The sequence below is a fragment of the Amycolatopsis sp. ATCC 39116 genome (assembly GCF_000231075.2).
In the GTDB taxonomy this organism is placed as follows: domain Bacteria; phylum Actinomycetota; class Actinomycetes; order Mycobacteriales; family Pseudonocardiaceae; genus Amycolatopsis_E; species Amycolatopsis_E tucumanensis.
The window spans coordinates 23807-48924 of record NZ_AFWY03000059.1 but is presented as its reverse complement, the minus strand read 5'-3'; the positions used below and the strand labels follow the sequence as shown (position 1 = coordinate 48924).

28 protein-coding genes and 1 pseudogene are annotated in these 25118 nt (G+C 71.1%); 18 read left to right on the top strand and 11 right to left on the bottom strand.

The genetic code is table 11. The features are described from left to right. Positions 1-132 precede the first annotated feature (132 nt). The 3 genes from AMY39116_RS0336155 to aceA all read right to left on the bottom strand — a co-directional run bounded on the left by AMY39116_RS0336155 (position 133) and on the right by aceA (position 4113). The gene (locus AMY39116_RS0336155; RefSeq protein ID WP_020422470.1) at positions 133-924 is read right to left on the bottom strand and encodes a trypsin-like serine protease; all 792 of its coding nucleotides are present in this window, start codon (positions 922-924) and stop codon (positions 133-135) included. Positions 925-1151: 227 nt separating this feature from the next. Next, on the bottom strand, positions 1152-2759 hold the full coding sequence (gene aceB, locus AMY39116_RS0336150) for a malate synthase A (protein ID WP_020422469.1): 1608 nt from the start codon (positions 2757-2759) through the stop codon (positions 1152-1154). A gap of 67 nt (positions 2760-2826) precedes the next feature. Continuing rightward, the gene (aceA, locus tag AMY39116_RS0336145) at positions 2827-4113 is read right to left on the bottom strand and encodes an isocitrate lyase (protein WP_020422468.1); all 1287 of its coding nucleotides are present in this window, start codon (positions 4111-4113) and stop codon (positions 2827-2829) included. A 227-nt stretch (positions 4114-4340) separates the two neighbouring features. On the opposite strand from aceA, the gene AMY39116_RS0336140 reads away from it, so the two are divergent. Together AMY39116_RS0336140 and AMY39116_RS0336135 are read left to right on the top strand one after the other, a co-directional pair. Then, a complete protein-coding gene (locus tag AMY39116_RS0336140; protein WP_020422467.1) occupies positions 4341-5765 on the top strand; it encodes a short-chain fatty acyl-CoA regulator family protein in 1425 nt (474 codons plus the stop codon). Between the two features lie 9 nt (positions 5766-5774). Then, positions 5775-6311: an NADPH-dependent FMN reductase gene (locus AMY39116_RS0336135; RefSeq protein ID WP_020422466.1), complete on the top strand. Its 537-nt coding sequence runs from the start codon at positions 5775-5777 to the stop codon at positions 6309-6311. A 53-nt stretch (positions 6312-6364) separates the two neighbouring features. Here AMY39116_RS0336135 and AMY39116_RS0336130 read toward each other — a convergent pair whose 3' ends face one another. Continuing rightward, the gene (locus tag AMY39116_RS0336130) at positions 6365-7120 is read right to left on the bottom strand and encodes an acyltransferase (RefSeq protein WP_020422465.1); all 756 of its coding nucleotides are present in this window, start codon (positions 7118-7120) and stop codon (positions 6365-6367) included. Positions 7121-7131: 11 nt separating this feature from the next. Between AMY39116_RS0336130 and AMY39116_RS0336125 the strand changes: the two genes are divergently transcribed. Next, positions 7132-8094 carry a nucleoside hydrolase gene (locus AMY39116_RS0336125; protein WP_020422464.1) on the top strand — a complete coding sequence of 321 codons (963 nt, stop codon included), beginning with the start codon at positions 7132-7134 and terminating at the stop codon, positions 8092-8094. A 10-nt stretch (positions 8095-8104) separates the two neighbouring features. Here AMY39116_RS0336125 and AMY39116_RS0336120 read toward each other — a convergent pair whose 3' ends face one another. Continuing rightward, on the bottom strand, positions 8105-8509 hold the full coding sequence (locus AMY39116_RS0336120) for a VOC family protein (RefSeq protein WP_020422463.1): 405 nt from the start codon (positions 8507-8509) through the stop codon (positions 8105-8107). A gap of 90 nt (positions 8510-8599) precedes the next feature. Here AMY39116_RS0336120 and AMY39116_RS0336115 point away from each other — a divergent pair, with 90 nt between their 5' ends. Further along, a complete protein-coding gene (locus AMY39116_RS0336115) occupies positions 8600-9577 on the top strand; it encodes a YafY family protein (RefSeq protein ID WP_020422462.1) in 978 nt (325 codons plus the stop codon). Here AMY39116_RS0336115 and AMY39116_RS0336110 read toward each other — a convergent pair whose 3' ends face one another. Continuing rightward, the gene (locus tag AMY39116_RS0336110; RefSeq protein WP_235716284.1) at positions 9578-11074 is read right to left on the bottom strand and encodes a plasmid pRiA4b ORF-3 family protein; all 1497 of its coding nucleotides are present in this window, start codon (positions 11072-11074) and stop codon (positions 9578-9580) included. A 103-nt stretch (positions 11075-11177) separates the two neighbouring features. Between AMY39116_RS0336110 and AMY39116_RS0336105 the strand changes: the two genes are divergently transcribed. Continuing rightward, complete coding sequence (locus tag AMY39116_RS0336105; protein ID WP_020422460.1) at positions 11178-11930, top strand: MBL fold metallo-hydrolase; 753 nt, start codon at positions 11178-11180, stop codon at positions 11928-11930. A 114-nt stretch (positions 11931-12044) separates the two neighbouring features. On the opposite strand, the pseudogene AMY39116_RS47710 reads toward AMY39116_RS0336105, so the two are convergent. Further along, positions 12045-12210, bottom strand: a pseudogene (locus tag AMY39116_RS47710) (transposase); the annotation flags it as partial. 84 nt (positions 12211-12294) lie between these two features. Between AMY39116_RS47710 and AMY39116_RS0336100 the strand changes: the two are divergent. The 5 genes from AMY39116_RS0336100 (at position 12295) to AMY39116_RS0336080 (ending at position 15795) form a co-directional block, all read left to right on the top strand. Then, positions 12295-12744, top strand: a complete 450-nt coding sequence (locus tag AMY39116_RS0336100) for a MarR family winged helix-turn-helix transcriptional regulator (protein ID WP_020422459.1) — start codon at positions 12295-12297, stop codon at positions 12742-12744. Continuing rightward, positions 12741-13547: an ABC transporter ATP-binding protein gene (locus AMY39116_RS0336095; RefSeq protein ID WP_020422458.1), complete on the top strand. Its 807-nt coding sequence runs from the start codon at positions 12741-12743 to the stop codon at positions 13545-13547. Before AMY39116_RS0336100 ends, AMY39116_RS0336095 begins: the two co-directional genes overlap by 4 nt. Continuing rightward, complete coding sequence (locus tag AMY39116_RS0336090) at positions 13507-14319, top strand: ABC transporter permease (protein ID WP_020422457.1); 813 nt, start codon at positions 13507-13509, stop codon at positions 14317-14319. The genes AMY39116_RS0336095 and AMY39116_RS0336090 overlap by 41 nt, the downstream gene beginning before the upstream one ends. An 81-nt stretch (positions 14320-14400) precedes the next feature. After that, positions 14401-15033, top strand: a complete 633-nt coding sequence (locus AMY39116_RS0336085) for a DUF4383 domain-containing protein (protein ID WP_027936527.1) — start codon at positions 14401-14403, stop codon at positions 15031-15033. Between the two features lie 21 nt (positions 15034-15054). Then, on the top strand, positions 15055-15795 hold the full coding sequence (locus AMY39116_RS0336080) for an SDR family NAD(P)-dependent oxidoreductase (protein WP_027936526.1): 741 nt from the start codon (positions 15055-15057) through the stop codon (positions 15793-15795). 53 nt (positions 15796-15848) lie between these two features. On the opposite strand, the gene AMY39116_RS0336075 is transcribed toward AMY39116_RS0336080, so the two are convergent. Continuing rightward, positions 15849-16646, bottom strand: coding sequence for a hypothetical protein (locus AMY39116_RS0336075; protein ID WP_020422454.1), 798 nt, complete (start codon positions 16644-16646; stop codon positions 15849-15851). 180 nt (positions 16647-16826) lie between these two features. Between AMY39116_RS0336075 and AMY39116_RS45785 the strand changes: the two genes are divergently transcribed. The 3 genes from AMY39116_RS45785 to bcp all read left to right on the top strand — a co-directional run bounded on the left by AMY39116_RS45785 (position 16827) and on the right by bcp (position 18241). Continuing rightward, positions 16827-17009, top strand: a complete 183-nt coding sequence (locus AMY39116_RS45785) for a hypothetical protein (RefSeq protein ID WP_017987385.1) — start codon at positions 16827-16829, stop codon at positions 17007-17009. A gap of 200 nt (positions 17010-17209) precedes the next feature. Then, positions 17210-17737: a hypothetical protein gene (locus AMY39116_RS0336065; RefSeq protein ID WP_235716283.1), complete on the top strand. Its 528-nt coding sequence runs from the start codon at positions 17210-17212 to the stop codon at positions 17735-17737. Between the two features lie 24 nt (positions 17738-17761). After that, positions 17762-18241 carry a thioredoxin-dependent thiol peroxidase gene (gene bcp / locus AMY39116_RS0336060; RefSeq protein ID WP_020422451.1) on the top strand — a complete coding sequence of 160 codons (480 nt, stop codon included), beginning with the start codon at positions 17762-17764 and terminating at the stop codon, positions 18239-18241. A 46-nt stretch (positions 18242-18287) separates the two neighbouring features. On the opposite strand, the gene AMY39116_RS0336055 is transcribed toward bcp, so the two are convergent. Next, positions 18288-18977, bottom strand: a complete 690-nt coding sequence (locus AMY39116_RS0336055) for a GntR family transcriptional regulator (protein ID WP_027931978.1) — start codon at positions 18975-18977, stop codon at positions 18288-18290. Positions 18978-19194: 217 nt separating this feature from the next. Here AMY39116_RS0336055 and AMY39116_RS0336050 point away from each other — a divergent pair, with 217 nt between their 5' ends. From AMY39116_RS0336050 to AMY39116_RS0336035, 4 genes are read left to right on the top strand one after another with little or no spacing between them, the layout of a single operon-like run. After that, the gene (locus AMY39116_RS0336050) at positions 19195-20532 is read left to right on the top strand and encodes an MFS transporter (protein WP_020422449.1); all 1338 of its coding nucleotides are present in this window, start codon (positions 19195-19197) and stop codon (positions 20530-20532) included. Next, positions 20529-21305: a LamB/YcsF family protein gene (locus AMY39116_RS0336045; protein ID WP_020422448.1), complete on the top strand. Its 777-nt coding sequence runs from the start codon at positions 20529-20531 to the stop codon at positions 21303-21305. Before AMY39116_RS0336050 ends, AMY39116_RS0336045 begins: the two co-directional genes overlap by 4 nt. Continuing rightward, on the top strand, positions 21302-21922 hold the full coding sequence (pxpB, locus tag AMY39116_RS0336040; protein ID WP_020422447.1) for a 5-oxoprolinase subunit PxpB: 621 nt from the start codon (positions 21302-21304) through the stop codon (positions 21920-21922). Before AMY39116_RS0336045 ends, pxpB begins: the two co-directional genes overlap by 4 nt. Further along, positions 21919-22797: a biotin-dependent carboxyltransferase family protein gene (locus AMY39116_RS0336035; RefSeq protein WP_020422446.1), complete on the top strand. Its 879-nt coding sequence runs from the start codon at positions 21919-21921 to the stop codon at positions 22795-22797. Before pxpB ends, AMY39116_RS0336035 begins: the two co-directional genes overlap by 4 nt. A 46-nt stretch (positions 22798-22843) precedes the next feature. Here AMY39116_RS0336035 and rdgB read toward each other — a convergent pair whose 3' ends face one another. Beyond that, positions 22844-23452, bottom strand: a complete 609-nt coding sequence (rdgB, locus tag AMY39116_RS0336030) for an RdgB/HAM1 family non-canonical purine NTP pyrophosphatase (RefSeq protein WP_020422445.1) — start codon at positions 23450-23452, stop codon at positions 22844-22846. Next, on the bottom strand, positions 23449-24225 hold the full coding sequence (rph, locus tag AMY39116_RS0336025; RefSeq protein WP_020422444.1) for a ribonuclease PH: 777 nt from the start codon (positions 24223-24225) through the stop codon (positions 23449-23451). The genes rdgB and rph overlap by 4 nt, the downstream gene beginning before the upstream one ends. Positions 24226-24260: 35 nt before the next feature. On the opposite strand from rph, the gene AMY39116_RS0336020 reads away from it, so the two are divergent. Continuing rightward, entirely contained in the window at positions 24261-25058 is a 798-nt protein-coding gene (locus AMY39116_RS0336020) for a hypothetical protein (RefSeq protein WP_020422443.1), read from the top strand. The last annotated feature ends 60 nt before the right edge of the window (positions 25059-25118 follow it).

Here is a 25118-nt window from a genome sequence, read left to right as displayed (position 1 = left end):
CGGTGGGTGCACCCGGCGGGCCGGGGGTGCGCCGGCGGGCGGCAGGGGCGCACCGGTGGGACCGGGGCGCGCCAGCGGGCGGGGAGGTGCGCCGGTGGGGGCGGGGAGTGCTGGTAGGCGGCCGGCGAGGCGTCAGGGTAGGACGTCGGCTGGGGTTAGTTGTGCTTGCAGCTCGTCGTGGTAGGCGCCGACTCGGGCGTAGACTCCCGGCTTTCCTGGTTCGGCACAGCCTTCGCCCCACGAGACGACTCCTACGACCCTTCCGGCGGCCACCAGGGGGCCTCCCGAGTCGCCCTGGCAGGTGTCCACTCCGCCCTCCGGGTAGCCGGCACAGACCATCGCCTCGGGGGTGTACTGCTGGGGGTACGCCTTCGCACAATAATCATCGCTCGTGACCGGGACCGTCGCCTTCAGCAGGACGTCCGACGAGTCGCCCATCGGCTCCGTGTTGCCCCAGCCCAGGATCGTCGCCTCGGTGCCGGCCTGGTAGCCCGGGTCGTCCTTCGTCGCCAGCGGCAGCGGCTGCGCGGTCAACGGCTGCGTGAGGGTCAGCAGCGCCACGTCGTAGCCCTGCGTGGCGTCCTTGAACTGCGGATGCACCCACACGTGGGACACAGTGGACACCGTCCCGTCCCGGCCGCTCAGCTGCGTCCGTCCACTGACGACTCGCAGCGACGGCGGGCTCTCCCCCTGCGCGCAGTGCGCCGCTGTCAGCACTTTGTCCGCCGCGACCAGCGTCCCGCCGCAGAACTGGAGGCCGGTGGCATCGGTCAGCGCCACGGTGAACGGGTACTCCGCGATGTTCGCGGGCTTGCCACCGACGATCCCGGGCTCCGCGTGCGCGGCCGGCACGCACACACACGCGGCGACCAAACTCGCGAGAACCACGATCGATCGGGTGAAACGGCGGACTACAGGGATCATTACCAGCTCCTTCGGCGCCCTGGTGAACGGTGTCGCAGTCCAGGATTGCGCGTCGGGAGGGTTCTACACATCTACCAAAAGACAGAAATTTTGCGGACAGGTCGGGCCCGGTAGGTGGAGCATACCTACCGGGCCCGAGTGTCCGCGCTGTCCGGCCACAGCCAGCGCGAGCCGGTTTTCCCCGTCAGGAGAGGGAAAACCGGGGTCCTCTCAACACGGACGGAGCTCTAGACCAGATCCGTCAGGTAGCGCGCGTACGCGCCGGTGGTCAGGAAGTTCGGCAGCTTCTCGCCGAGCGCCGTCTCCACGAAGATCTCGCGCGCATCGTCCAGTTTGGCCTCCGGGCCCAGGTCGGCCCGCACCGACGCGAGCTCCTCGTCCAGCATGGTCCGGACCAGCGAATCGGTCACCGCCGTGCCGTCGTCGAGCTTCGTGCCGTTGCGGATCCACTGCCACACCTGCGCCCGCGCGATCTCCGCGGTCGCCGCGTCCTCCATCAGGCCGAAGATCGCGGCGGCGCCGGTCCCCCGCAGCCACGCGTCCACGTAGCGCAGAGCGACGTTGATGTTGGCCCGCAGACCCTTTTCGGTGACTTCGCCACCCGCGCTGGCCACGTTCAGCAGATCCTCAGCGGTCACCGAAACGTCCTCGCGCGTCCGGCCGAGCTGGTTCGGCCAGCCGCCCAGCACGTCGTCGAAGACCTCCCGGCAGACCGGCACCAGACCGGGGTGCGCCACCCACGAGCCGTCGAAACCGTCGCGCGCCTCGCGTTCCTTGTCCTGCCGGACCTTCTCGAACGCCAGCGCGTTCGCCTCCGGGTCCTTGCTCGGGATGAACGCCGCCATCCCGCCGATCGCGTGGGCGCCACGCTTGTGGCAGGTCTGGACCAGCAGCTCGGTGTAGGCCCGCATGAACGGCGCGGTCATCGTGACCTCGGCGCGGTCGGGCAGGACGAAGTCCGCACCGGCGTCGCCGAAGTTCTTGATGATCGAGAAGATGTAGTCCCACCGGCCCGCGTTCAGGCCGGCCGCGTGCTCACGCAGCTCGAACAGGATCTCGTCCATCTCGAACGCCGCGGTGATCGTCTCGATCAGCACGGTCGCCCGGATCGTGCCCTGCGGGATGCCCAGCTCCTGCTGCGCGAGGCGGAACACGTCGTTCCACAGCCGCGCCTCGAGGTGGTTCTCCAGCTTGGGCAGGTAGAAGTACGGCCCGCTCCCCCGCGCCAGCAGCTGGCGCGCGTTGTGGAACAGGTACAGCCCGAAGTCCACCAGGCTCGCCGAAACCGGCCGCCCGTCGATGCGCAGGTGCTTCTCGACCAGGTGCCACCCACGCGGGCGAACGACGATCGTCGCGGGGTTGTCGCAGATCGTGTAGCGCTTGCCCGACTCGGTGGTGAAGTCGATGTCGCGCCGGATGGCGTCGAACAGGTTCAGCTGCCCGCCGACGATGTTCGACCAGGTCGGCGAGGTCGCGTCCTCGAAGTCGGCCAGCCACACCTTCGCGCCGGAGTTCAGCGCGTTCACGGTCATCTTGCGGTCGGTCGGGCCGGTGATCTCCACACGCCGGTCCTCGAGGCCGGGCGCCGCGGGCGCCACCTGCCAGGAGTCGTCGTTGCGGATCCAGCGGGTCTCCGGCCGGAAGTCGAGCACCTCTTCGCCGCCGGCGAGCTTCTCCCGCCGCTGCCGCCGCTCGTCGAGCAGCTCGCGCCGCCGTCCGGCGAACTCGTTGTCCAGCCGCGCGATGAAGGCCAGCGCCGCCGGGGTGAGGATCTCGTCGTACCGCTCGCCGGCCGGGCCGGCGACCTCGATCTGCGAGGTGAACCTGTGGGACATGGCAAGCCTTCCTGGAGGGGCCGCGAGGCGGCCAGGGCGAGCGCGCCCTGGCCGCTCGCGACTTCTTCTAGAACTGGGCTTCTTCGGTGGAACCGGTGAGCGCGGTGGTCGAGCTCTCCGGGTTCAGCGCGGTGCTGACCAGGTCGAACCAGCCGGTGCCGACCTCGCGCTGGTGCTTCGTGGCGGTGTAGCCCCGCTCCTCCGAAGCGAACTCGCGCTCCTGCAGGTCGACGTAGGCGGTCATGCCCTCGCGGGCGTAGCCGTGCGCCAGGTCGAACATCGAGTAGTTCAGCGCGTGGAAGCCGGCCAGCGTGATGAACTGGAACTTGTAGCCCATGTGGCCCAGCTCGCGCTGGAACTTCGCGATGGTCGCGTCGTCCAGGTGCTTCTTCCAGTTGAACGACGGCGAGCAGTTGTAGGCCAGCATCTGGTCCGGGTACTTGGCCTTGATCGCCTCGGCGTACTGGCGGGCGACCTCGAGGTCCGGCGTGGAGGTCTCCATCCACAGCAGGTCGGCGTACTCGGCGTAGGCCAGGCCGCGGTCGATGCAGGGCTCGATGCCGTTGCGGACCTTGTAGAAGCCCTCGGAGGTGCGCTCGCCGGTGATGTACTTCTGGTCGCGCTCGTCCACGTCACTGGTGATCAGCGTCGCGGCCTGCGCGTCGGTGCGGGCGACGACCAGGGTCGGCACGTTCAGCACGTCGGCCGCGAGGCGGGCCGCGTTCAGGGTGCGCTCGTGCTGCTTGGTCGGGATCAGCACCTTGCCGCCGAGGTGGCCGCACTTCTTCTCGGACGCGAGCTGGTCCTCCCAGTGCACACCCGCGGCGCCGGCGGCGATCATGCCCTTCATCAGCTCGAACGCGTTCAGCGGGCCACCGAAGCCGGCCTCGGCGTCGGCGACGATCGGCGCGTACCAGTCGATGTCGTTGTTGCCCTCGGCCCAGTTGATCTGGTCGGCGCGGCCCAGCGCGTTGTTGATGCGGCGGACGACGGCCGGCACCGAGTTGGCCGGGTACAGGCTCTGGTCCGGGTAGGTCTGGCCCGCGAGGTTCGCGTCGGCCGCGACCTGCCAGCCGGACAGGTAGATGGCCTTCAGGCCGGCGCGCACCTGCTGGACGGCCTGGTTACCGGTCAGCGCACCGAGGGCGTGCACGTAGTCCTCGGTGTGCAGCAGGTTCCAGAGCTTCTCGGCGCCGCGGCGGGCCAGCGTGTGCTCCTCGACGACGCTGCCCCGCAGCTTCACCACGTCGGCCGCGCTGTAGGAGCGCTTGACACCCTTCCACCGGGGGTCCGACGCCCACTGCTGCTCGAGCTTCGCGGCTTCCTGCTGCAACTCGTTGGGCTGCTCTGCCATGGGAGTTCTCCACCTTTGCGAACTTTGCGATGACTCGCTTGCTTGGATCGACCATGACATGCGCTGCGCAAACACCGCCAGCGCTCCAATTTGCCAATTTCTGCAAATTTTGGCGTAGCATGTTGTGAAGGTTGCGAAACGAGGTTTCGCAGCCGCTGCAAAGTTCGTGGACTGAATCGGTCACGTGATCGGTGCGGTCGGGAAAAGATCCTCGGGAAGGGCCTGTCGTGGAGAAGACTTTCGCCGGCGCGAAGCTGCGCCACCTACGCGAGAGCCGGTCGATGAGCCAGGCGGACCTGGCCAGGTTGCTGGAAATCAGCCCCAGCTACCTGAACCAGATCGAGCACAACTCGCGTCCCTTGACCGTTCCAGTGCTGCTTCGCATCACCGAGGCGTTCGGGGTCGACACCGAGTTCTTCGCCAACAACGACACCAGCCGCCTGGTCGCCGACGTGCGCGAAGCGCTGCTCGACGAGTCGCTCGGCATCGAGGCGACCACCAGCGAGCTCAACGAGCTGGCCACCAACCTGCCGACCATCGCGCAGGCACTGGTGCGGCTGCACCGCAGCTACCGGGCGGCGGTGGAGAGCACGGCCGCGCTGGTGACCGAGAACGGCACGGGCCCGCACGGCAGCGCCGCCGCGCCCCTGCCCCACGAGGAGGTCCGCGACTTCTTCTACGAGCGCGAGAACTACGTCGCCGAGCTGGACGAACGCGCCGAGCGGATGGCCGAGGACATCGGCCTGCGCCGCGGCGGCGTTCACAAGACTTTGCAGGACCGGCTCGCCGACCACTACGGCGTGCAGGTGACCACCGAGGGCATCAACGAGGCCGCGGGCGAGCAGCACCGCTACTCCCCCGACTCGAAGATCCTGCGGCTCGCGCCGAGCCTGCGCGTGGGCCAGCGGGCGTTCCGGATGGCTTCGCAGATCGCGTTGCTGGAGTACGACGACCTGATCACCGAACTGGCCGACTCGTGGGCGTTCTCCGGCCCGGCCGCGCGGTCGCTGGCGCGGGTGGGCCTTGCGAACTACTTCGCAGGCGCGCTGATCCTGCCCTACGGCCCGTTCCTGTCCATGGCGGAGAGCTTCCGCTACGACATCGAGCGGTTGTGCGACCACTTCGGTGTCGGGTTCGAGACGGTGTGCCACCGGCTGTCCACCCTGCAGCGGCCCAAGCGGCGCGGCGTGCCGTTCTCGTTCGTGCGGGTGGACCGCGCGGGCAACATGTCGAAGCGGCAGTCCGCGGCGGGCTTCCACTTCTCCCGGGTCGGCGGGTCGTGCCCGCTGTGGAACGTCTACGAGGCGTTCAGCTCGCCGGGCAAGATCCTCACCCAGATCGCGACGCTGCCGGACGGCAAGAGCTACTTCTGGATCGCGCGGACCGTGTCGCGCAACATCGGCGGATACGGCAGCCCGGGCAAGATGTTCAGCGTCGGACTCGGCTGCGAACTCCGGCACGCCGGGCGGCTCATCTACTCGACCGGTCTGGACCTGGACGTCAAGGCGGCCGCGACGCCGATCGGCATGGGCTGCAAGGTGTGCGAACGGCCGGCCTGCCCGCAGCGCGCGTTCCCGACGATCGGCAAACAGCTCACGGTCGACGAGAACACCAGCACCTTCGTCCCGTACCCGGCGGTGCCCAAGGGATAGCGTGGGCGCATGACGACGCTCTTCCGGATCCTGGCCGTCAGCGGGAGCACGCGGGCGGGCTCGACCAACTCGGCGATGCTCGCCACCGCGCAGGCGATCGCGCCGGAGGGCGCGGTCGTGGAGGTCTACGACGGGCTCCGGTCGTTGCCGCACTTCGATCCGGACGACGACCGGGACCCGCTCCCGGACGCCGTCGCCGACCTGCGCGGACAGCTCAAGGAAGCGGACGCGGTGCTGTTCTGCACACCGGAGTACGCGGGCGCGCTGCCCGGGTCGTTCAAGAACCTGCTCGACTGGGCGGTGGGCTCGGACGCGATGGACGGCAAGCCGGTGGCGTGGATCAACGTGTCGTCCTCGGTCACCGGCGCCGCGGGGGCGCACGCATCGCTGCGGACCGTGCTGGGTTACCTGGGGACGCGGATCGTCGAAGAGGCGTGCGTGCACATCCCGGTGCCGCGGGATGCGATCGGCGCGGACGGCCTCATCCACGACGAGTCGATCCGGGAGCGGGTGCGCGCGGCGCTGACCGCGCTGGCAACCCGCTAGACCCGGGCCAGCCCCTCGCCCACCGCCACCCTCAACGGAGCCGCTACGCGGCACTAGCTTTGTTCGAGGGTCTTCTGCAGCGCCTTGTTCGCCTTGCGGGCCATGTCGGCGATGGCTTCGCGGCGTTCGGCGTCGGCTTCGTAGTCGGCGCGCCGGTCGCGCACCACGCGCGCCGGGGAGCCGACCGCGATCGCGTAGTCCGGGATGTCGCCGCGCACCACGGCGTGCGCGCCGAGGACGCAACCGCGGCCGACGCGGGTGCCGCGCAGCACCGAGACCTTCGTGCCGATCCAGGTGTCCGGCCCGATGCGGACCGGCGTCTTCACGATCCCCTGGTCCTTGATCGGCAGGTTGATGTCCGTGGTGACGTGGTCGAAGTCACAGATGTAGACCCAGTCGGCCACCAGGGTCGCCGCGCCGAGCTCGATGTCGAGGTAGCAGTTGATGACGTTCTGGCGCCCGAAGACGGCCTTGTCACCGATGCGCAGCGAACCCTCGTGGCAGCGGATCGCGTTGCCGTCGCCGATGTGCACCCAGCGCCCGATCTCCAGGCGGCCGTAGCCTGGGCGGCAGTGGATCTCCACGTCCTTGCCGAGGAACACCATGCCGCGCAGGATGATGTGCGGGTTCGCCAGCCGGAACTTCAGCAGCCGCCAGTACCGCACCAGGTACCAGGGGGTGTAGGCGCGGTTGCGCAGCACCCAGCGCAGCGAGTCGGCGGTCAGGAACTTCGCCTGACGAGGGTCGCGCCGGGCGCGGCGCCACGCCTGAACCCGGGACAGCACCGGCGATCCCCACATCGATGTCATAGGTTGACAGTATGCCGACCCCGTTGATCATCGATACCGACCCGGGCGTGGACGACGCCTTCGCGATCGCGCTGGCGGCGCTGAGCGAGGACGTCGACCTGCTGGGGGTCACGACGGTCTTCGGCAACGTCCCGCTCGAGGCGACCACCCTCAACGCGCGCCGCGTGCTGGCGCTGTGCGGGCGCGTGGACGTGCCGGTCGCGGCAGGGGCCGCACGGCCACTGGTGCACGCCCAGCTGCAACGCGCCAGCCACGTGCACGGTTCGGACGGGCTGTCCGGGCGCTCGGCAGCGCTGCCCGAGCCGGACCGCGCGCTGGAGCCGGGCGGGGCGGTGAGCCTGCTGGTTTCCCTGCTGGAGGCGGCCGCGGAGCCGGTGACGATCGCGCCGATCGGGCCGCTGACGAACATCGCGCTGCTGCTCGCGGCGCACCCCGAGGTGCGGGAGAAGATCGGCCGCATCGTCGTGATGGGCGGCGGGTTGGCGGGCGGCAACACGACGGGCGCGGCGGAGTTCAACATCTGGAGCGACCCGGAGGCGGCGCGGCGGGTGCTGGTCGAAGAGACCGTGCCGTGCGTGCTGGTGCCGATGGACCTGACCTACCGGTGCGCGGTGGACAGCGCGTGGCTGGGCAAGCTCGCCGCGTCCGGGCCGATCGGCGCCGCGCTGGAGGCGCTGACGCCGGACTACCTGGCGCACTACCGCAAGGCGCTCGGGTGGGACGGGATCGTGCTGCACGACGCGGTCGCGGTGGCGGAGGCGATCCGGCCCGGGATCCTGCGGACGGAGAGCTACCCGATCGACGTGGAGTGCTCGATGGGCCCCGCCCGTGGCGCGACGCTGGTCGACCGGCGGCGGCAGGCGCTGCGCGCGGACGCGGAAGGCGACGTCGCGCCGGGGCGCGTCGAGGTGGCCGTGGACACGGACCTGGACGGGCTGCGGGGCTTCATCCTGGAGCGGCTGGCTCGCGGCTGACGGCCGGTCGTCAACGGGCGAGCCTGGCCCTGGCCTCTTCGGTGAGCGGCGCGAAGAGATTGACCAGGTTGCCGTCGGGGTCGCGGAACAGCAGCGAGCGGTTGCCCCACGGCATCGTCGTCGGCTTCTGCACGATCTCGGGGACGACCGCCAGCGACGTCAGCCGTTCGTACGCCCGGTCCACGTCCTCGACGAGGAACTCGAGGATCGTGGAACGGTTCGACTCGGGCACGGCAGCCCCGGGGCTGAACAGTGACATCGTCTCGGCGCCGCCGATCGCGAGCGTGCACGCGGAACCGGGGAACTCGGCGAACTGCTCGGCGAGCCACCGCGCCCGGAGGCCGGTCACCTGCTCGTAGAACTCGGCAAGACGGGCGACGTCGCTGGTGATTACACGGACGGAGACGAGCTGCACGGCGGGTCCTTTCGGCACTTCTGGGAGGAACACCGGCCACGCTAGGGGCGATAGTGGACAGGATCCGCCCGGTATTGCGAGGATCTTCGGGTGACCCGGCCGATCGCCCGCGTGCTGGCCCTGCTGGAGATCCTCCAGAGCGGCGGGACCCGGACCGTGGCCGAGCTCGCCGGGCGGCTCGACGTCGACGAGCGCACCGTCCGCCGCTACGTCGATCACCTCCGTGACCTCGACGTCCCGGTCCGCACGGTGCGCGGACGGCACGGCGGGTACCGGCTGTCGCCCGGCTACCGGATGCCCCCGCTGATGCTCACCGACGAGGAGGCGCTCGCCGTTCTGCTCGGTCTGGTCGCGGGGCGGCGGGCCGGCCTGATCACCACGTCGGTCGCGGCCGTCGAGAGCGCGGTCGCGAAGATCCGGCGGGTGCTGCCCGACGCCGTCGGGCGGCGGCTCGACGCGCTGCTGGAGATCGCCGGCTTCACCGCGCCCCCACGGCCGGCGCTCACGGCGGAGGCCGGGGTGCTGCTCACCGTGGCGGAGGCAGCGCGGGATCGCCGGCCGGTCGAAATCGCTTACACCGCGGGCCATGGCGGCGCCAGCGAACGCGTCGTCCACCCGTACGGGGTGGTGGCGCACTCCGGGCGGTGGTACCTGAGCGGCTTCGACTCGGCCAACGGGCAGGTGCGCACGTTCCGGGTCGACCGGATCAGGACTGTGGAAATCGCCGCGGGAACGTTCGACGTGCCGGCGGGGTTCGATCCCGCCGAGCGGGTGCTCAGCGCCCTCGCCGAGACGCCGTACGAGCACGAGGTGTCCGTGCGGATCCGGTCGACGCCCGAGCGGATCCGCTCCGTCTTCCCGCCGTCCGTCGCGTCGCTGGAGACGATCACCGGCGGCGATCCCTGGGTGCGGGCGCGGATCCGGGCGCAGCGACTCGACTGGATACCGCCCCTGCTCGCGGCGCTCGATCAGCCGTTCGTCATCGAGCAGCCCGGCGCACTCCGCGACCTGGTCCGGGCACTGGCGGATCGGCTGGCCCGCCACGCCGGCGCGCGAGCGGACGACTGATCACCAGGGGTGCGCGGGGTGCGGGATGCGCACGGCGGCCAGGCGCTTGTTGCGTGCGGAAGCGCTTTCCCCGACCTTGGACACGCTCGTGCAGCGCGGGTAGGTCAGGCCGGGGTCCGGGTCGAGGATCTTCTCGCACGTGACGGAGTGCTCCTCCGCGCCGAGGAAGAACCGCAGGCTCGTGCCCGGCCGCACCAGGACGTGGGAGAGCCGCACGTCGTGTTCGTCGCGGTCCTCGCCGAGGCCGAAGAACGGGTCGGCGTAGCGGACGCCGTCGGCCTCGAAGTGGTGCTCCGCGCCCTCCGCGTCGAGCGCCTCGGCGAGCACGCCGAGCGTCACGCTCGCCGGGATCACCAGCCGCCACCACTGCGGCGGCTTGCGGCCGGTCACGGTGACCTTCAGCTGGTAGACGGCCAGCTTCACGGTTTCCGCGAACGCCTGCAGCTCGCGGCGCAACGCCGTGGCCTCGGGCTCCAGCGCGCCGGGCCCGCCCCGGTCGCGCACGTAGTGGTAGGCCTCCTCGACCCCGCTGCGTTCCCGCGCCGACAACGCGTACTCGGTGACCAGCCGCCGGCGCTCCGATTCGGACAGACCCGGACCGTCGTCCCACATCTCCAGCATCGCCGCCGCGTGCGGGCGCACGTTGCGGTACCCCAGGGCGACGTGCCAGGCCGGCAGCACCTCGTCGCCGAAGCCGGCGACCACCTCGATCGCCGCGACGCGTTCGACCGGGGACGCGAACTCCGCGGCGTGCAGCAGTTGCGCGGCGCCGTCGACCGGGCGCCTGCCCTCGAACCAGCGCAGCGCCTGCCGCCAGGCCTCGTCGGCGGGCAGCGGCGCGAGACGGCTCAGCAGCTGGGCGGCGCGCAGCCCGGGCGTGACCGGTCGCGGTTCCCGGGCCGCCCACTCGTCGAGCGCCCACTGGCCCAGCGGCGTCACCTTCCGGTCGGCGTCGAGGGCGCCGAACTCGGTCAGCACGTCCAGCGCCGCGTCGAGGGGGAACAGGTCCGTGCCGCCGAAGCTGGACGCGACCGCGTCCCCGTCCTCGCTGCCCTTGAGCAGACGGTGCACCGAGAACACCAGGTCGTCGAGCAGCGGGCCGTTGGCCAGCGCGGTGAGCACCGCCCGGCACATCGCGAACGCCCCGCGACGGCGCGGATCGGCCGACTCGGCGCGCAGGACCGCGTCGAGCCCCTTGAGCCACAGCTGCGCCGGATCGTCGTGCGGCGGGCGCGCGACCGCCTCCGCGACGCCGACCTCGATCAGGCCCGCGCCTTCCGCGGCCACCCACGGCCGGTGGATCGTGACGACGTCCGCGGCCGAGCGGACCTTCTCGCCGACCTCGACCCCAAGCACCCCGGCGACCGAGGGGACGTCGGCGGGACGCAGAACTCCTTTGGGGGTAACGGGTCTCCCGTCGCCGACCCAGCTCGCCAGCGCCCTCGTCCGGGACAGCGCTGGGCACTGACTCGCCAGTGTGGAGATTCCGGTACTCACCCGCAGGACTTTAGCGAGGGCGGTCCGTTACCCGGACGGGTGTTTCCGTCCACAGTAGAGTTGTCGACTTGTCGATCATGAGACGCAGGCTAAGCTCGGCCCGGTGAGCGATCTCAGCCTGACGGTCCTCGGTTCCGCCACGCCCTACGCCGAGCCGGGCAACCCGTGCTCCGGTTACCTGGTGTCCAGCGGGGAGACGCACGTGTGGCTCGATGCGGGCCCCGGCACGCTCGCCGAGCTGCGCCGCCACACCAGCCTGGACCGGCTCGCCGCCATCTGGATCTCGCACCTGCACGCCGACCACTGCGCCGACCTGCTCACCGCGTACTACGGCGCCCTGTTCGCGGACGTCGAGCTGCCCGCGCCGATCCCGCTGTTCGGCCCGCCCGGGATCGCCGACCGGCTGGCCGACTTCCTGACCAACGGACCGTCGCGCAGCCCGGTCGAGCGGGCTTTCGCCGTGCACGAGCTGTCCGACGGGCACCGGGCGGAGATCGGGCCGATGACGTTCACCGCCGCGGCCGTCGAGCACGGCATACCCGCGTTCGGCGTGCGCATCGAGACGGGCGCGGCTTCGCTGGCCTACTCCGGCGACAGCGCGCCCTGCCCCGCGGTGACCAGCCTGGCCAAGAACTGCGACGCGCTGCTGTGCGAGGCGGACGGCCCGGAGCCTTCGGAGGCGCACCACACCCCGGAGGACGCCGGCGAGGCCGCGGCCGGCGCGGGGGTGCGGCGGCTGATCGTCACGCACGTCGGGCCGTTCCTCACACCTGGCGACGCCGTCACCCGCGCGGCGGCGCGCTTCGAAGGGCCGGTCGCGTACGCGGCTCCCGGCGCCGTCTTCCACCTGCCCTAGAGCCTGTCCTCGAAGCCGGATGAGCAGCGCGGCCAGGTCGATCATGCTCCGGTGGGAGCCGTCCGTGGCCGTCGCAGGCCAGGTGGATCTTGACGGTGGGTCCGCCGCGGGACCCGTCTTCCACGGCCCATATCGCTCCGGCAAGTCTCGCCACGCCGGTCATGACCTTGAACAACATCCCGTTGATCACCCGGCGGTCATCGCCCCGCGGGCGTCCCTTCGTCCCCGACACCGGCGCCAACGGCTCGATCACCTGCCACTGCTCATCAAGTCGAATCACCGACTCCTCGGCTGACCGGTCACTCCCGTTCCTCCGGATCGCCGGATTAGTGAGCGTTGCTAACAGCTCTTAAACAGAGCTACCTTGGGCGACGTGCGGGAACTGGCCGAGAACCTGATGACCACGACGGCCGCGCTGCGACGGGTCGTCCGCAGGCGCGTGCGCGACACCCTGCCGCACGCGCCCTTGCGCCCGGCGCAGGTCGAGCTGCTCCGCGTGGTCCACGAGCACCCCGGCATCGGCGTCGCCGCGGCTGCTCGTGCTCTGCACCTCGCCGGGAACTCCGTCAGCACGCTCGTCAACCAGCTCGTCGACGCCGGGCTGCTGGACCGCCACGTCGACCCGGACGACCGCCGCGCTGCGCGGCTCGAACTCACCGCCGCGGCGCGGGCCCGGCTGGCCAACTGGCGCCGCACCCGCACCGGCTTCGTGGCCGACGCGATCGCGACCCTGCCCGCCGGGGACCGGGACGCGATCGAGGCCGCCCTGCCCGCTCTCGGCCGGCTGATCGCCGCGATCCAGGAGGAGAGATGACCACACCCGCGGTGCGCTGCGCCGGGCTCCGGCACGCCTTCGGCGACACGGTCGCCGTCGACGGCGTAGACCTGGAGATCCCAGCGGGGCAGATCTTCGGACTGCTCGGCCCCAACGGCGCGGGCAAGACCACCACCATCCGCATGATCACCACCCTGCTGCCCGCGAAAGCCGGCGCGGTCGAGGTGTTCGGGCTCGACGCCGCGCGGCGCAAGATGCGCGTGCGGCGGCTCATCGGCTATGTGCCGCAACAACTTTCCGCCGACGGCGCGCTCAGCGGACGGGAGAACGTCGCGTTGTTCGCCCGCCTCTTCGACGTCCCGCGCCGCGAACGGGCCGAGCAGGTCGACAACGCACTGGGCGCCGTCGGCCTGCTGAGCGATGCCGACCGCCCGGCCTCGACCTACTCCGGCGGCATGATCCGCCGCCTCGAACTCGCGCAGGCGCTGGTCAGCGCGCCCCGGCTGCTGATACTCGACGAGCCGACCATCGGGCTCGACCCGGTGGCCCGCTCCAGCGTCTGGGAACGCATCGAGCAGGTCCGCGCCGACACCGGCATGACGGTGCTCGTGACCACGCACTACATGGACGAGGCCGAGCAGCACTGCGAACAGGTCGCGCTCATGCACCGCGGCAAGATCCGCGCCTTGGGCAGCCCGGCGGACCTGCGGGCGGAACTCGGAACCGGGTCCACTTTGGACGACGTATTCCGCGCGGTCACCGGTGACGCGTTCGACGACGCAGACAAGGGAGGGATCCGCGATGTCCGCGCCGCTCGCCGCACCGCCCGCCGCCTCGGCTGATCCGGGCGCCGTCCGCCGCCTGCTGTCCAGGGTCGGCACGATGTGCCTGGTCGAACTGCAGAAGCTGCGCCGCGACCGCGCCGAACTCCTCACCCGCGCGATCCAGCCCGCGCTGTGGCTGCTGATCTTCGGCGAGACCTTCACCCGCCTGCGTGCCATCCCCACCGGGAGCACCCCCTACCTGGACTTCCTCGCCCCGGGGATCCTCGCGCAGTCCGCGTTGTTCATCGCGATCTTCTACGGCATCCAGATCATCTGGGAACGCGACGCCGGCGTGCTGGGCAAGCTGCTCGTCACGCCTACGCCGCGCGCGGCACTGGTCACCGGCAAGGCTTTCGCGGCCGGGGTGCGGGCACTCGCGCAGGCCGTGATCGTGCTGATCCTCGCCGCGGTACTGGGCGTCGGCCTGACCGCGAACGCGCTGAAACTGGCCGGCGCGGCGCTCGCCGTGGTGCTCGGATCGGCGTTCTTCTGCTGCCTGTCGATCGTGATCGCCGGGCTCGTGTTGTCCCGCGAACGGCTGATGGGCATCGGGCAGGCGATCACGATGCCGTTGTTCTTCGGGTCCAACGCGCTCTACCCGGTGGATCTGATGCCCGGTTGGCTGCGCGTGCTCAGCCACGTCAATCCGCTCAGTTACGAAGTGGACGCCCTGCGGGGACTGCTGATCGGCACCGCGGACCACGTATGGGTGGATTTCGGGGTGCTCGCCGGCTCCGCCGTCATCGCCATCGCCGTCGCATCCGCCCTGCTCGGGCGGCTCGTGCGGTGAGTTTGCCCGATTCCACCCCCGGGTAACCCGTTGGGCACATCACGCAATCGTGGTGACCGTCGGATTAAGGGGACAGGCGACATGTCTCGTTCGGAACACGCCCGCGTCCGGGTGGCCGGCTTCCAGCCGGTCCAGGTGCTCGCCGCGCTCGTCGGTCTGGTCTACCTCGCGATCGGCATCGTCGGGTTCGTGCGCACCGGGTTCGGTGACTTCACCGGCAACACGGACCACATGCTGATGGGCTTCATGATCAACCCGCTGCACAACCTGGTGCACGTGGTGGTCGGCGTGCTCGGCCTGCTGTTCGCCGCGACATCGGCCTCGGCCCGCACCTACGGCTGGGTCCTGTTCATCGGGTTCGGCCTGGTGACCATCTGGGGCCTGATGATCACCGGGGTCATCTCGGCCAACCCGGTGTCCGGTCTCGGCAACCCGCTCAACCTCAACACCGCCGACAACTGGCTGCACGGGGCGACCGCGGTGCTCGGCCTGATCATGGCCGTGATGCCGGCGCGCAAGAAGGTGCACGTCGAGTCCACCGACACCGCCACCACCACGCAGCAGCCGGTGGTGACCGGTGACAACGTGCCGGGCAACGCGGACGTCCCGACCCGCCCGGTGCCGCAGCAGACCGCGGCCCAGACGGGACCGCAGACCGGCCACCACCGCCCGTCGCGCTGGCGGATGCACCGGTCGGGCCGCGCAGCCCACTGACCGTCGGGCAGACTGCCCGGCGTGAGCGGAACGGTGCTGGTGCTCGGCGGGCGCAGTGAGATCGGGCTCGCCGTGGCACGGAAACTCGTGGACGGCGGGCGGAAGTTCGTGCTGGCGGCCCGGCGCAGCGGCGACCTCGACTCCGAGGAAGCGTCGCTGCGCCGGGCCGGCGCGTCGGAGGTGGTCCGCGTCGAGTTCGACGCGGACGACGTGGCCCGGCACCGCGAGGTGCTCGACGGGATCGTCGCCGAGCACGGTCCACTGGAGACGGTCGTGGTGTCGTTCGGGATCCTGGGCGACCAGGAGCGGGCCGCACGGGACGCGGCGCACGCGATGGCCGTGATCCACACGGACTACGTCGCGCACGTGAGCATCCTGACGGAGCTGGCGAACCTGCTGCGCGCGCAGGGCGGCGGGCAGCTGGTGGTGTTCTCCTCGGTCGCCGGGGTCCGGGTGCGGCGGGCGAACTACGTGTACGGCTCGGCGAAGGCCGGGCTGGACGGGTTCGCGAGCGGCCTGGCCGACGCCCTGCACGGCAGCGGCGTGCGGCTGCTGCTGGTGCGCCCGGGTTTCGTCGTCGGACGCATGACCGAGGGCATGTCGCCCGCCCCGTTCTCCAGCACGCCGGAACAGGTCGCGACGGCGACGGTCCGCGCGCTGCGGCGGGGACGGGGCGAGGTGTGGGTGCCGCCGGTGCTGCGGCCGGTGTTCTTCCTGATGCGGCTGCTGCCGCGGGCGATCTGGCGGCGGATGCCCCGCTGAAACGACCGAAGGCCACTCCCGCCGGGAGTGGCCTTCGCCGTGGTGAGGGGTGGTCAGCCGCCGAGGAGACCGCCGACGAGTCCACCGAGGAGACCGCCGACCAGGCCGTCGTTCTTCTTGGTGGTCGGCTGGGTCGTGCCGGGCGAGCTGCTCGGCTGCTGGGAGCTCGGCTCGGTCGTGGTCTCCGGCGGCGTGGTCGTCTCCGGGGACGTGGTCTCGGCGCTGCCGGAGCCGGTCGTCGTGCTGACGGCGGGCGCCGGGGCGGCCTGCGAGGTGGTCGGCGCCGCCGTGGTGCCACCGGCCGTCGACTGGCTGGTGCGCGCCTGGCTGCTCGCGCTGCTGGTCCCGTTCTGCGCCGCCGGCGTCTGGGCCTGCGACGACGCGCTGCCGGACGGCGGCAGCTCGGCGCTGGTCGAGGTCGGCGTGCTGCTGGCGAGCAGTTGCTGCTGCGGGGCGGCGATCGTGCTGGTCGGCGTGTGACCGGTGCTCGTGTCCGGCCCGCCACCCGCGCCGCCCGGCGCCGCGGCGTCGTGCAGCTGCCCGGTGGTCAGCGTGCTGACCGCGACCCCGGCCAGCGCCGCCACACCGGCGGCGAGGGCGCCGATGCGGCCTGCCTTGCGCTTGTCCCACCGGCTGCCCGGCTCGCTCTCCCGGCGCAGGATGCTGGCCGCCGGGATGCGCACGGTGGGCGCGTCGGCCATCTCCGGGGTGATACCGGAGTCGTCGACGGGCTCCTTCGGCAGCTTGACCGCGGTGAACTCCTGCGTGACGCCTTCCCTGCGCAGCAACTCCGCGACGCTGATCTGCCGCGTCGTGGCACTCGGTCGAGTGTCTTTGTCGTCGCTCGTCACGCTGAACCTCTCCAAATCCGCTTACTGCCCGCGACATGATTACTGTTGTTATCAGTTCGTTGCCTCAGGTCGTGATCGAGGTCACAGCCATTGGGCCAAATGTCGTACGCACCGTGACGAGCCGATGGCTGAGGCGACCCGATACTGTGAGCCGCATCGCGCAGTTCCGGAGGTGACAGCGTGGCTGGCCGCAACCCCTTGTCGTGGGTGAGCAGCGTGGCGGACTGGTTCGAGCAACGCGGCGTCTACGTGCCGGGCGAGGACAACCACACGGTGGACCCGTGGCGCGACTTCGGCTGGTTGATCGTCGCCTGGCTGGTCGGCTGCGGCACCTTCATCCTCTTCCTCGCGATGGCCGTGTGACCCCATCGGGGTGAGCGCGATCACGGCTGGTGGCCCGCCGATCACGGATCGGCCACAGCCCGACACCAGGTCCGCGTCAACCCCGCGCCGTGACTCGCACCCGCCCGCGACTAGGGACAGAGTGGAGCGCGCCCGGCGGAAATACCTACCCCGAACGGACCAGCCGGCCGGGCAGCCGAAGATGTGAGGAAGTGGCCCCTGTGCGCACCCCGAGGCACGCGATGGCCGCCCTCGTCCTGGTGGCGGTGACCGCTTGCGGTGCGCCGGCGCAGGTCGAGAGCGGGTCGACGAGCACCGGCGGTGATGTCGCGATCCAGCAGGCGGTCCCCGCGCTGCGCACCCTGGACTTCGGCGGCCAGTACCGGTTCGACGACGGGGTCGCGGTGTCGGTGTCCGCGCCGAAACCGTTCAAGCCCAGCAACAGCGCCTATCCGCGCAGCGACCGGGCGGTCGCGTTCGAGATCATCATCCGCAACGAGGGTGACCAGCCGTACCGGCTGTCCGGGCTGAGCGTGTCGGCGACCGTCGGGGACGTCGCGTCGAAGCAGGTCGTGGACTCCACGCAGGGCTACAGCGGCATCGTCGACGCGGGCAAGGACGTGCAGCCCGGGCGCGACGTGCGCCTGAACCTGGCCTTCACCGCGCCGCCGGAGCCGGCCGAGATGCGGCTGACGCTGCGCCCGACGGCGACCAGCCCGGTCATCGCCGTGTACTGCGGGCCGGCCTGACCCTCCCCCGGATACGCTCGGGGCATGACTGACCCGCAGCGGCTCACCGCCGGCGACAAGGCCCCCGACTTCACCCTTCCCGACAGCACGGGCAAGCAGGTCTCGCTGTCGGACTTCCGGGGCAGGCACGTCGTCGTCTACTTCTACCCGGCCGCGGGCACGCCGGGGTGCACCAAGCAGGCCTGCGACTTCCGGGACAACCTCGGCGAACTCGACGGCGCCGGCTACCAGGTGCTCGGCGTCTCGCCGGACAAGCCGGAGAAGCTCGCGAAGTTCGCCGAGGCGGAGCAGCTGACGTTCCCGCTGCTGTCCGATCCGGACAAGACGGTCCTCACCGAGTGGGGCGCGTTCGGCGAGAAGAAGAACTACGGGCGCATCGTGCAGGGCGTGATCCGGTCGACGTTCGTGATCGACCCCGAGGGCACGATCGTGAAGGCGATGTACAACGTCCGGGCGACCGGTCACGTCGCGAAGCTGTTGAAGGACCTCAAGATCTCGGCTTGACCCCGCTTCCGGCGTGGGCGAAGTGCCGCCCGCGCCGGAACCGCGCTCACATCACCCGGCGGTAGGCCTCGACCAGCTGCTCCTCCGCGTCGTCGAGGTACGCGGCCAGCTGCCGCTCCGCCGTGAGGCCGTCGCCGGTGCGCAGCGTCTCCAGGATCTCCCGGTTGCGCTCCAGGTACGGCTCGTGGAACGGCTGCGGGTCGGCCATCACGTGGAACACCAGCCGCAGCTCGGCGAGCAGCCCGCGGACCAGCTCGTCGACCCGCGGGCTGCCGGCGAGCGTGATCAGCGCCTGGTGGAAGTGGATGTTCGCGGTGCCCAGCTCGCGCCAGGCCTGACGCTTCTTCGCGTCCTCGCCGTCCGCGACGGCGGCCTCCACGGCCTGCAGCTTGTCGCCCGGCGGGCTGGTGATCTCCCGCAGCACGGCGCACTGCACGAGCTTGCGCACCTTGTACAGGTCGATGACGTCCTCGACCGACAGCCGCCGCACGAAGACGCCCCGGTTCAGCTCGTGCACCAGCAGCTTCTCGTGGGTGAGCAGCCGGAACGCCTCACGCAGGGTGTTCCGGGAGACGCCGAGCGCCCCGCCGATCGCCTCCTCGGAGAGCCGGCTGCCGGGCTCGAAGAAGCCCTCGGTGATGCGCCCCCGCAGGATGTCCGCCAGCCGTTCGGCCGTGCTGGTGCGGCCCAGCAACAGGCGGTCGGCTTCGAGCCCGGTGCTGAGGATCGAGCCCATGGACTCGGCGTCGGTGGTCACGCTGGGCCTCCGGTTTATCAGGGGTCGGACCGTGTAACGGAAACTTAACCAGTCCATCGAAGGACGGTCCAACCTGCGACTTGTTCTACGAAAAGTCTATCCAGACGCTTCGAAGCGGTGTCCATGTTCCTCGAAAGTATTGACGGATCGTTCAACAATCCCTAACTTCATGACCTACCTCACTCCCCTTCGATGGATGGACACCGTGATGACCGCTTCGACTGAGCCCACGGACAAGCGCTCACTGCGCCGCGCGTTCGTGGCTAGCCTGTCCGGCACCACTCTGGAGTACTACGACTTCGCGGCCTACTCCGTGGCGGCCGCGACGTTGTTCGGCAAGCTGTTCTTCCCCTCGGGTGACAGCCTCGCCGGCACCATGGCGGCCTTCTCGACCTACGCCGTCGGTTACCTCGCCCGCCCGCTCGGTGGGTTCATCTTCGGGCGCCTCGGCGACAAGCTGGGCCGCAAGCAGGTCCTGGTGTTCACCCTCCTGCTGACCGGTATCGCCACCTTCCTGATCGGCATCCTGCCCACCCACGCGGCGATCGGCGGCTGGGCGGCCGTGCTGCTCGTGGCGCTGCGGTTCGCGCAGGGTGTCGGTGTCGGTGGCGAGTGGGGCGGCGCGGTACTGCTGTCCAGTGAGTTCGGCGATCCGAAGAAGCGCGGTTTCTGGGCCTCGGCGGCCCAGATCGGCCCGCCGGCGGGCAACCTGCTGGCCAACGGTGTGATCGCGCTGCTGGCCGCGGTGATGACCACCGCCGCGTTCGAGTCCTGGGGCTGGCGCATCGCGTTCCTGCTCTCCGGTGTCCTGGTGCTGTTCGGCCTGTGGCTGCGGATGAAGCTGGAGGAGACCCCTGTCTTCAAGAAGATCGCCGAGCAGGGCGAGAAGCCGAAGGCCCCGATCAAGGAGGTCTTCACCCAGGAGCCGCGTGCCCTGATCGCCGGCATCCTGATCCGCATCTGCCCGGACGTCCTGTACTCACTGTTCACCGTCTTCGTCCTCACCTACATGACCAGCGAGCTGGGCATGAGCCGCAGCCAGGGCCTGACCGCCGTCATGATCGGTTCGGCGTTCCAGCTGTTCCTGATGCCGGCCGCCGGTGCGCTCTCCGACCGCGTCAGCCGCCGCAAGCTCTACGCGATCGGCACCATCGCCGCCGGTGTCTGGCCGTTCCTGTTCTTCCCGCTGGCCGGCACCAAGTCCTACCTGGCGATCGCGGTCGGCATGGTCGTCGCGCTGGCGATCCACGCCCTGCTCTACGGCCCGCAGGCCGCGATGATCACCGAGCAGTTCACCGAGCGGCTGCGCTACACGGGTAGCTCGCTGGCCTACACCCTCGCCGGTGTGGTCGGTGGCGCCGTCGCTCCGCTGATCTTCACCGCCCTGCTCGACGCCTACGACTCCTGGTTCGCCGTGGCGCTCTACGTCCTGGTGACCGCGATCGTGACGGGCATCGGTGTCGCCCTGAGCCGCCGGGCGCCCGAGGAGCAGCCGGTCGTCACCTCGGCCGACACGGTGGAAGTCGCACGATGAGCGCCCCCGCGACCACCGCCACCATCGACCTGAACTGCGACGTGGGCGAAGGGTTCGGCGCCTGGCGGATCGCCGATGACGAAGCCCTGCTGGACGTCGTGACCGGCGCCAACGTGGCCTGCGGCTTCCACGCCGGTGACCCCTCGACCATGCGGCACGTCTGCGAGGCGGCGGTGAAGCGCGGGGTCACCATCGGAGCCCACGTCGGGTACCGGGACCTGGCCGGGTTCGGCCGCCGGTTCCTCGACGTGGACCCCGTCGAACTGATCGACGAAATCCTCTACCAGCTGGGTGCGCTCGACGCACTGGCCGGCGCGTCGGGCGGCGAGATCGCCTACGTCAAGCCGCACGGCGCGCTGTACAACGCCATCGCCACGCACGAGAAGCAGGCGGGCGCGGTGGCCGAGGCGGTGTGGCAGTACGACCCGACGCTGCCCGTGCTCGGGCAGCCCGGGTCCCGGTGGCTGGCGCGTGCCGCCGAGGCCGGGCTGACCACCATCGCCGAGGCCTTCGCCGACCGCGGTTACTCGCCCGACGGGCGGCTCCTCCCCCGGCGCGAGCCGGGGGCGGTGCTGACCGACGCGGACGAGGTGGCGCGGCGGTGCGTCCGGCTGGTGCGGGACGGCGAAGTGGTGGCCGTGGACGGCACGGTCATCCCACTCCAGGCGGGTTCGCTGTGCGTGCACAGCGACACCCCGGGCGCGGTGGAACTGGCCACCGCGGCCCGGGCCGCCCTGGTGTCGGCCGGGGTCGAGGTGCGGAGCTTCGCATGAACATCCGGCGATGCGGGGACCAGGCGCTGCTGGTCGACGTCGGCGACACCGGCGGGATCGACGCGGTGCTCGGCCTGTACTCCGCGCTGTCCGACCCTCGTCCCGACGGCGTGACGGAACTGGTGCCTGCGGCGCGCACCCTCCTGGTGCGCTTCGACCCGGCCGTGATCGGCGCCGGCGAGCTGGCGGAGCTGCTGACGGGCACCGAACCGGTGCCCGCCCAGGCGATGCGCGGCGAACTGGTGGAAATTCCCGTGTACTACGACGGCGCCGACCTGGCCGAGGTCGGCAAGCACACCGGCCTCGGCGCGGACGGCGTCGTCGAAATGCACACCGCCGCCGAGTACACGGTGGCGTTCGGCGGGTTCGCGCCCGGTTTCGGTTACCTGACCGGGCTGCACCCGAAACTGCACCTGCCGCGGCGGGCCACGCCGCGGACGCACGTGCCCGCCGGGGCGGTCGCCATCGCCGGTGAGTTCACCGGCATCTACCCGCGGTCCTCGCCGGGTGGCTGGCAGCTGGTCGGCCGGACCGAGGTCCCCCTGTGGGACCCGGCCCGCCGTCCGCCCGCCCTGCTGCGGCCCGGCACCCGCATCCGCTTCCGGGAGGTTCGATGATCGAGGTGGTGCGGCCGGGTCCGCTGACCACGGTGCAGGACCTGGGACGTCCCGGACTGGCCGCCCTGGGGGTCGGCCGGTCCGGGGCGGCCGACCGCCGGTCGGCCGCACTGGCAAACCGGCTCGTCGGCAACCTCGACGGCGCCGCGGTGCTGGAAACCACGTTCGGCGGCCTGGTGCTGCGGTTCCGGCAGGTGGCGCGGGTCGTGGTGACCGGCGCGCCGTGCCCGATCCGGCGGGGCCGCCGCGGTGAGGCGATGAACGCGCCGTTCACCGTCTGGCCAGGCGAGGAGCTGACGCTGGGTGCGCCGACCTCCGGCCTGCGCACCTACGTCGCCGTGCGTGGCGGGATCGGCGTGGACAAGGTGCTGGAGTCCCGCTCGACCGACCTGCTGGCCGGGCTCGGCCCCGCCGCGCTGAGCGAGGGCGACGAGCTGCCGATCGGCGACGACGAGTGCGGCCCGCTGCCCTCGGTCGAGGTCGCGCCGGTGCCCGACCCGGCCGGGTTCGCGCTGACCGTGCGCGTGATGCCCGGCCCGCGGGACGACTGGTTCACCCCGGAGGCGCTGAAGACCTTCGCGACGGCGACCTACGAGGTGACCTCGGAGAGCAACCGCGTCGGCGTCCGGCTCACCGGCCCCGTCCTGGAGCGCGCCCGCGAGGGCGAGCTGCTCAGCGAGGGCATGGTGCCGGGCGCGATCCAGGTGCCGCCATCGGGACTGCCGCTGGTGTTCCTCGCCGATCACCCGGTGACCGGCGGATACCCGGTCATCGGTGTGGTGCTGACCGACGACCTGCCGGTGATGGCCCAGGCGCGGCCTGGGCAGACCGTGTCGTTCCGCCTCGTGTCCGCCGATCTCCCGGCGGCCGCCTGAAAACTCCCGGGAGCCATCCGTCAGGGTGGCTCCCGGGCTCCAAACCTCAGCGCCCGGCGAGTTCCCGCAACGCCGGCAACAGCGCCCGCAGCGCGCGACCGCGGTGGGAGGACGCGTCCTTCTCCGCCGGTTCCATCTCCGCCGACGTGCGGGTCTCCCCCTCCGGCACGAAGATCGGGTCGTAGCCGAACCCGTTGGTGCCGCGCGACTTCCGGATCAGCCGGCCGCGCCATTCGCCGCGCACCACCGTCTCCTCGCCGCCCGGCAGCACCAGCGCCGCCGCGCACACGAAGGCCGCGCCCCGGCGCTCGTCCGGGGTGTCGGTGAGCTGGGCGAGCACCAGGTCCAGGTTCGCCTGGTCGTCGCCGTGCCGCCCGGCCCAGCGGGCGGACAGCACACCGGGCATCCCGTTCAGCGCGTCCACCGCCAGGCCGGAGTCGTCCGCGATGGCGGGCAGGCCGGTGGCCGCGACGGCGTCCCTGGCCTTGGCTACCGCGTTCTCCTCGAAGGTCGCGCCGGTCTCCGGCGCCTCGGGGAACTCCGGCACGTCGGCGAGACCGACCACCTCCAGCCCCTCGACCCCCTCGGCCGCGAGGATGCGCCGCAGCTCGCCGAGCTTCTTGGCGTTGCGGGTGGCCAGCAGGACGCGGCTCACTTCGAGCCTTTCTTCTTGCCCGTGACCGGCTCCGGCAGCTCGTACGGGTACGGCTCGGCCAGCGCCGCCGTCTGCAGCCGGGTCAGCTCCGCGCACCCGGTCTGCGCCAGGTCCAGCATCTTGTCCAAAGTGGAGCGGGTGAAGGTCGCGCCCTCGCCGGTGCCCTGCACCTCGATGAGCGTGCCGGCGTCGGTGGCGACGACGTTCATGTCGACCTCGGCCCGCGAGTCCTCTTCGTAGGGCAGGTCCAGGCGCACGCGCCCGTCCACCACGCCGACGCTGACCGCGGACACCATGGCGGAAAGCGGTTGCGGATCAGCCAGCCGCCCCGCCGCCGCGAGCCAGGTGACCGCGTCGGCCAGCGCCACGTAGGCGCCGGTGATCGCGGCCGTGCGGGTGCCGCCGTCGGCCTGGATCACGTCGCAGTCGAGCTGGATCGTGTTCTCGCCGAGCGCGGCCAGGTCGATGCACGCCCGCAGGGAGCGGCCGATCAGCCTGCTGATCTCGTGGGTCCGCCCGCCGATGCGGCCCTTGACCGACTCGCGGTCGCCGCGGTCGTGCGTGGCCGAGGGCAGCATGGCGTACTCGGCGGTCACCCAACCGAGACCCGATCCGGTCCGCCACCGCGGCACGCCCTCGCTGACGCTCGCCGCGCAGAGCACCTTCGTGTTGCCGAACTCGATGAGCACCGAGCCGGCCGGCCACTGCTGGAATCCCCGCGTGATCTTCACGTCGCGGAGCTGGTCGTCGTTCCTGCCGTCTTTTCGCACCACGCGTGCAGCGTAGAACCCCGCTACTGTGCCTGTTCATGCGCGCCGCCTTCGCGACCCTGCTCGCCTGCCTGCTGTGCCTGACCGCCGCACCCGCCACCGCGTCCACCGCCACTTGCGCGGACTCGCTGACCTGCACCGCCGAGGACATCGACGGGATGACGATCGCGCAGCGCCTGGAGTTCGTGCGCGCGATGTCGGCCGGTCCGGCGGCGGAGGTCGTCCCCGGTTACGCGCCGCGGTGGCGCAACATCGAGGGGGTGCTGGAGTTCTTCGCCGACCGCGGGCTGGGCGCTCCGGGCACCTGGGTGTCCTATGTGGATGCCGGGATTCTGGAGGGCATCGAACGGGGCATCGCGCTGGCCCGTGGGGACAGCACGGACACCTTCGGCAACCCCGGTGCGACCTTGTGGGCGAGCTACCTCACCCGCCTGCGTGACGGGAAGCTGACGGCCCGTTCGGCGCACGACCGCGCGTGGAGCGAGGCCGAGCAGGCCTCGACCGAGTACGGCGTCGCGCTGGCCGAGCGGGTGCACGGCATCGCCGCAACTCCGGTCGAGGAGCGCTTCTACCAGTTCTCCGAGTTCTACCGGTGGACGCTGCGCAGCCGCCCGATGCTGCTCGACCTGCTGACCCCGCCGGTCGGCCCGGGCGACCAGCGGCAGCTGACCTTCCTGGACTGGTTCACCGACGTCACCAACGACGTGCCCGCCCACCGCGGCTCACACCTGGCCTACGACCTCGCCGAGTTCGACGCCCCGGGCGGCACGCTGAACTTCCTGGCCCTGTTCACCGCCTACGCCGACGCGCTGGCCGAGGACTACCTGCCGGTGTAATTCAGCACATGTTGACAAACTCGCGCCCGCGCGGAGAATTCATCGTAAGGTGAATTAGGG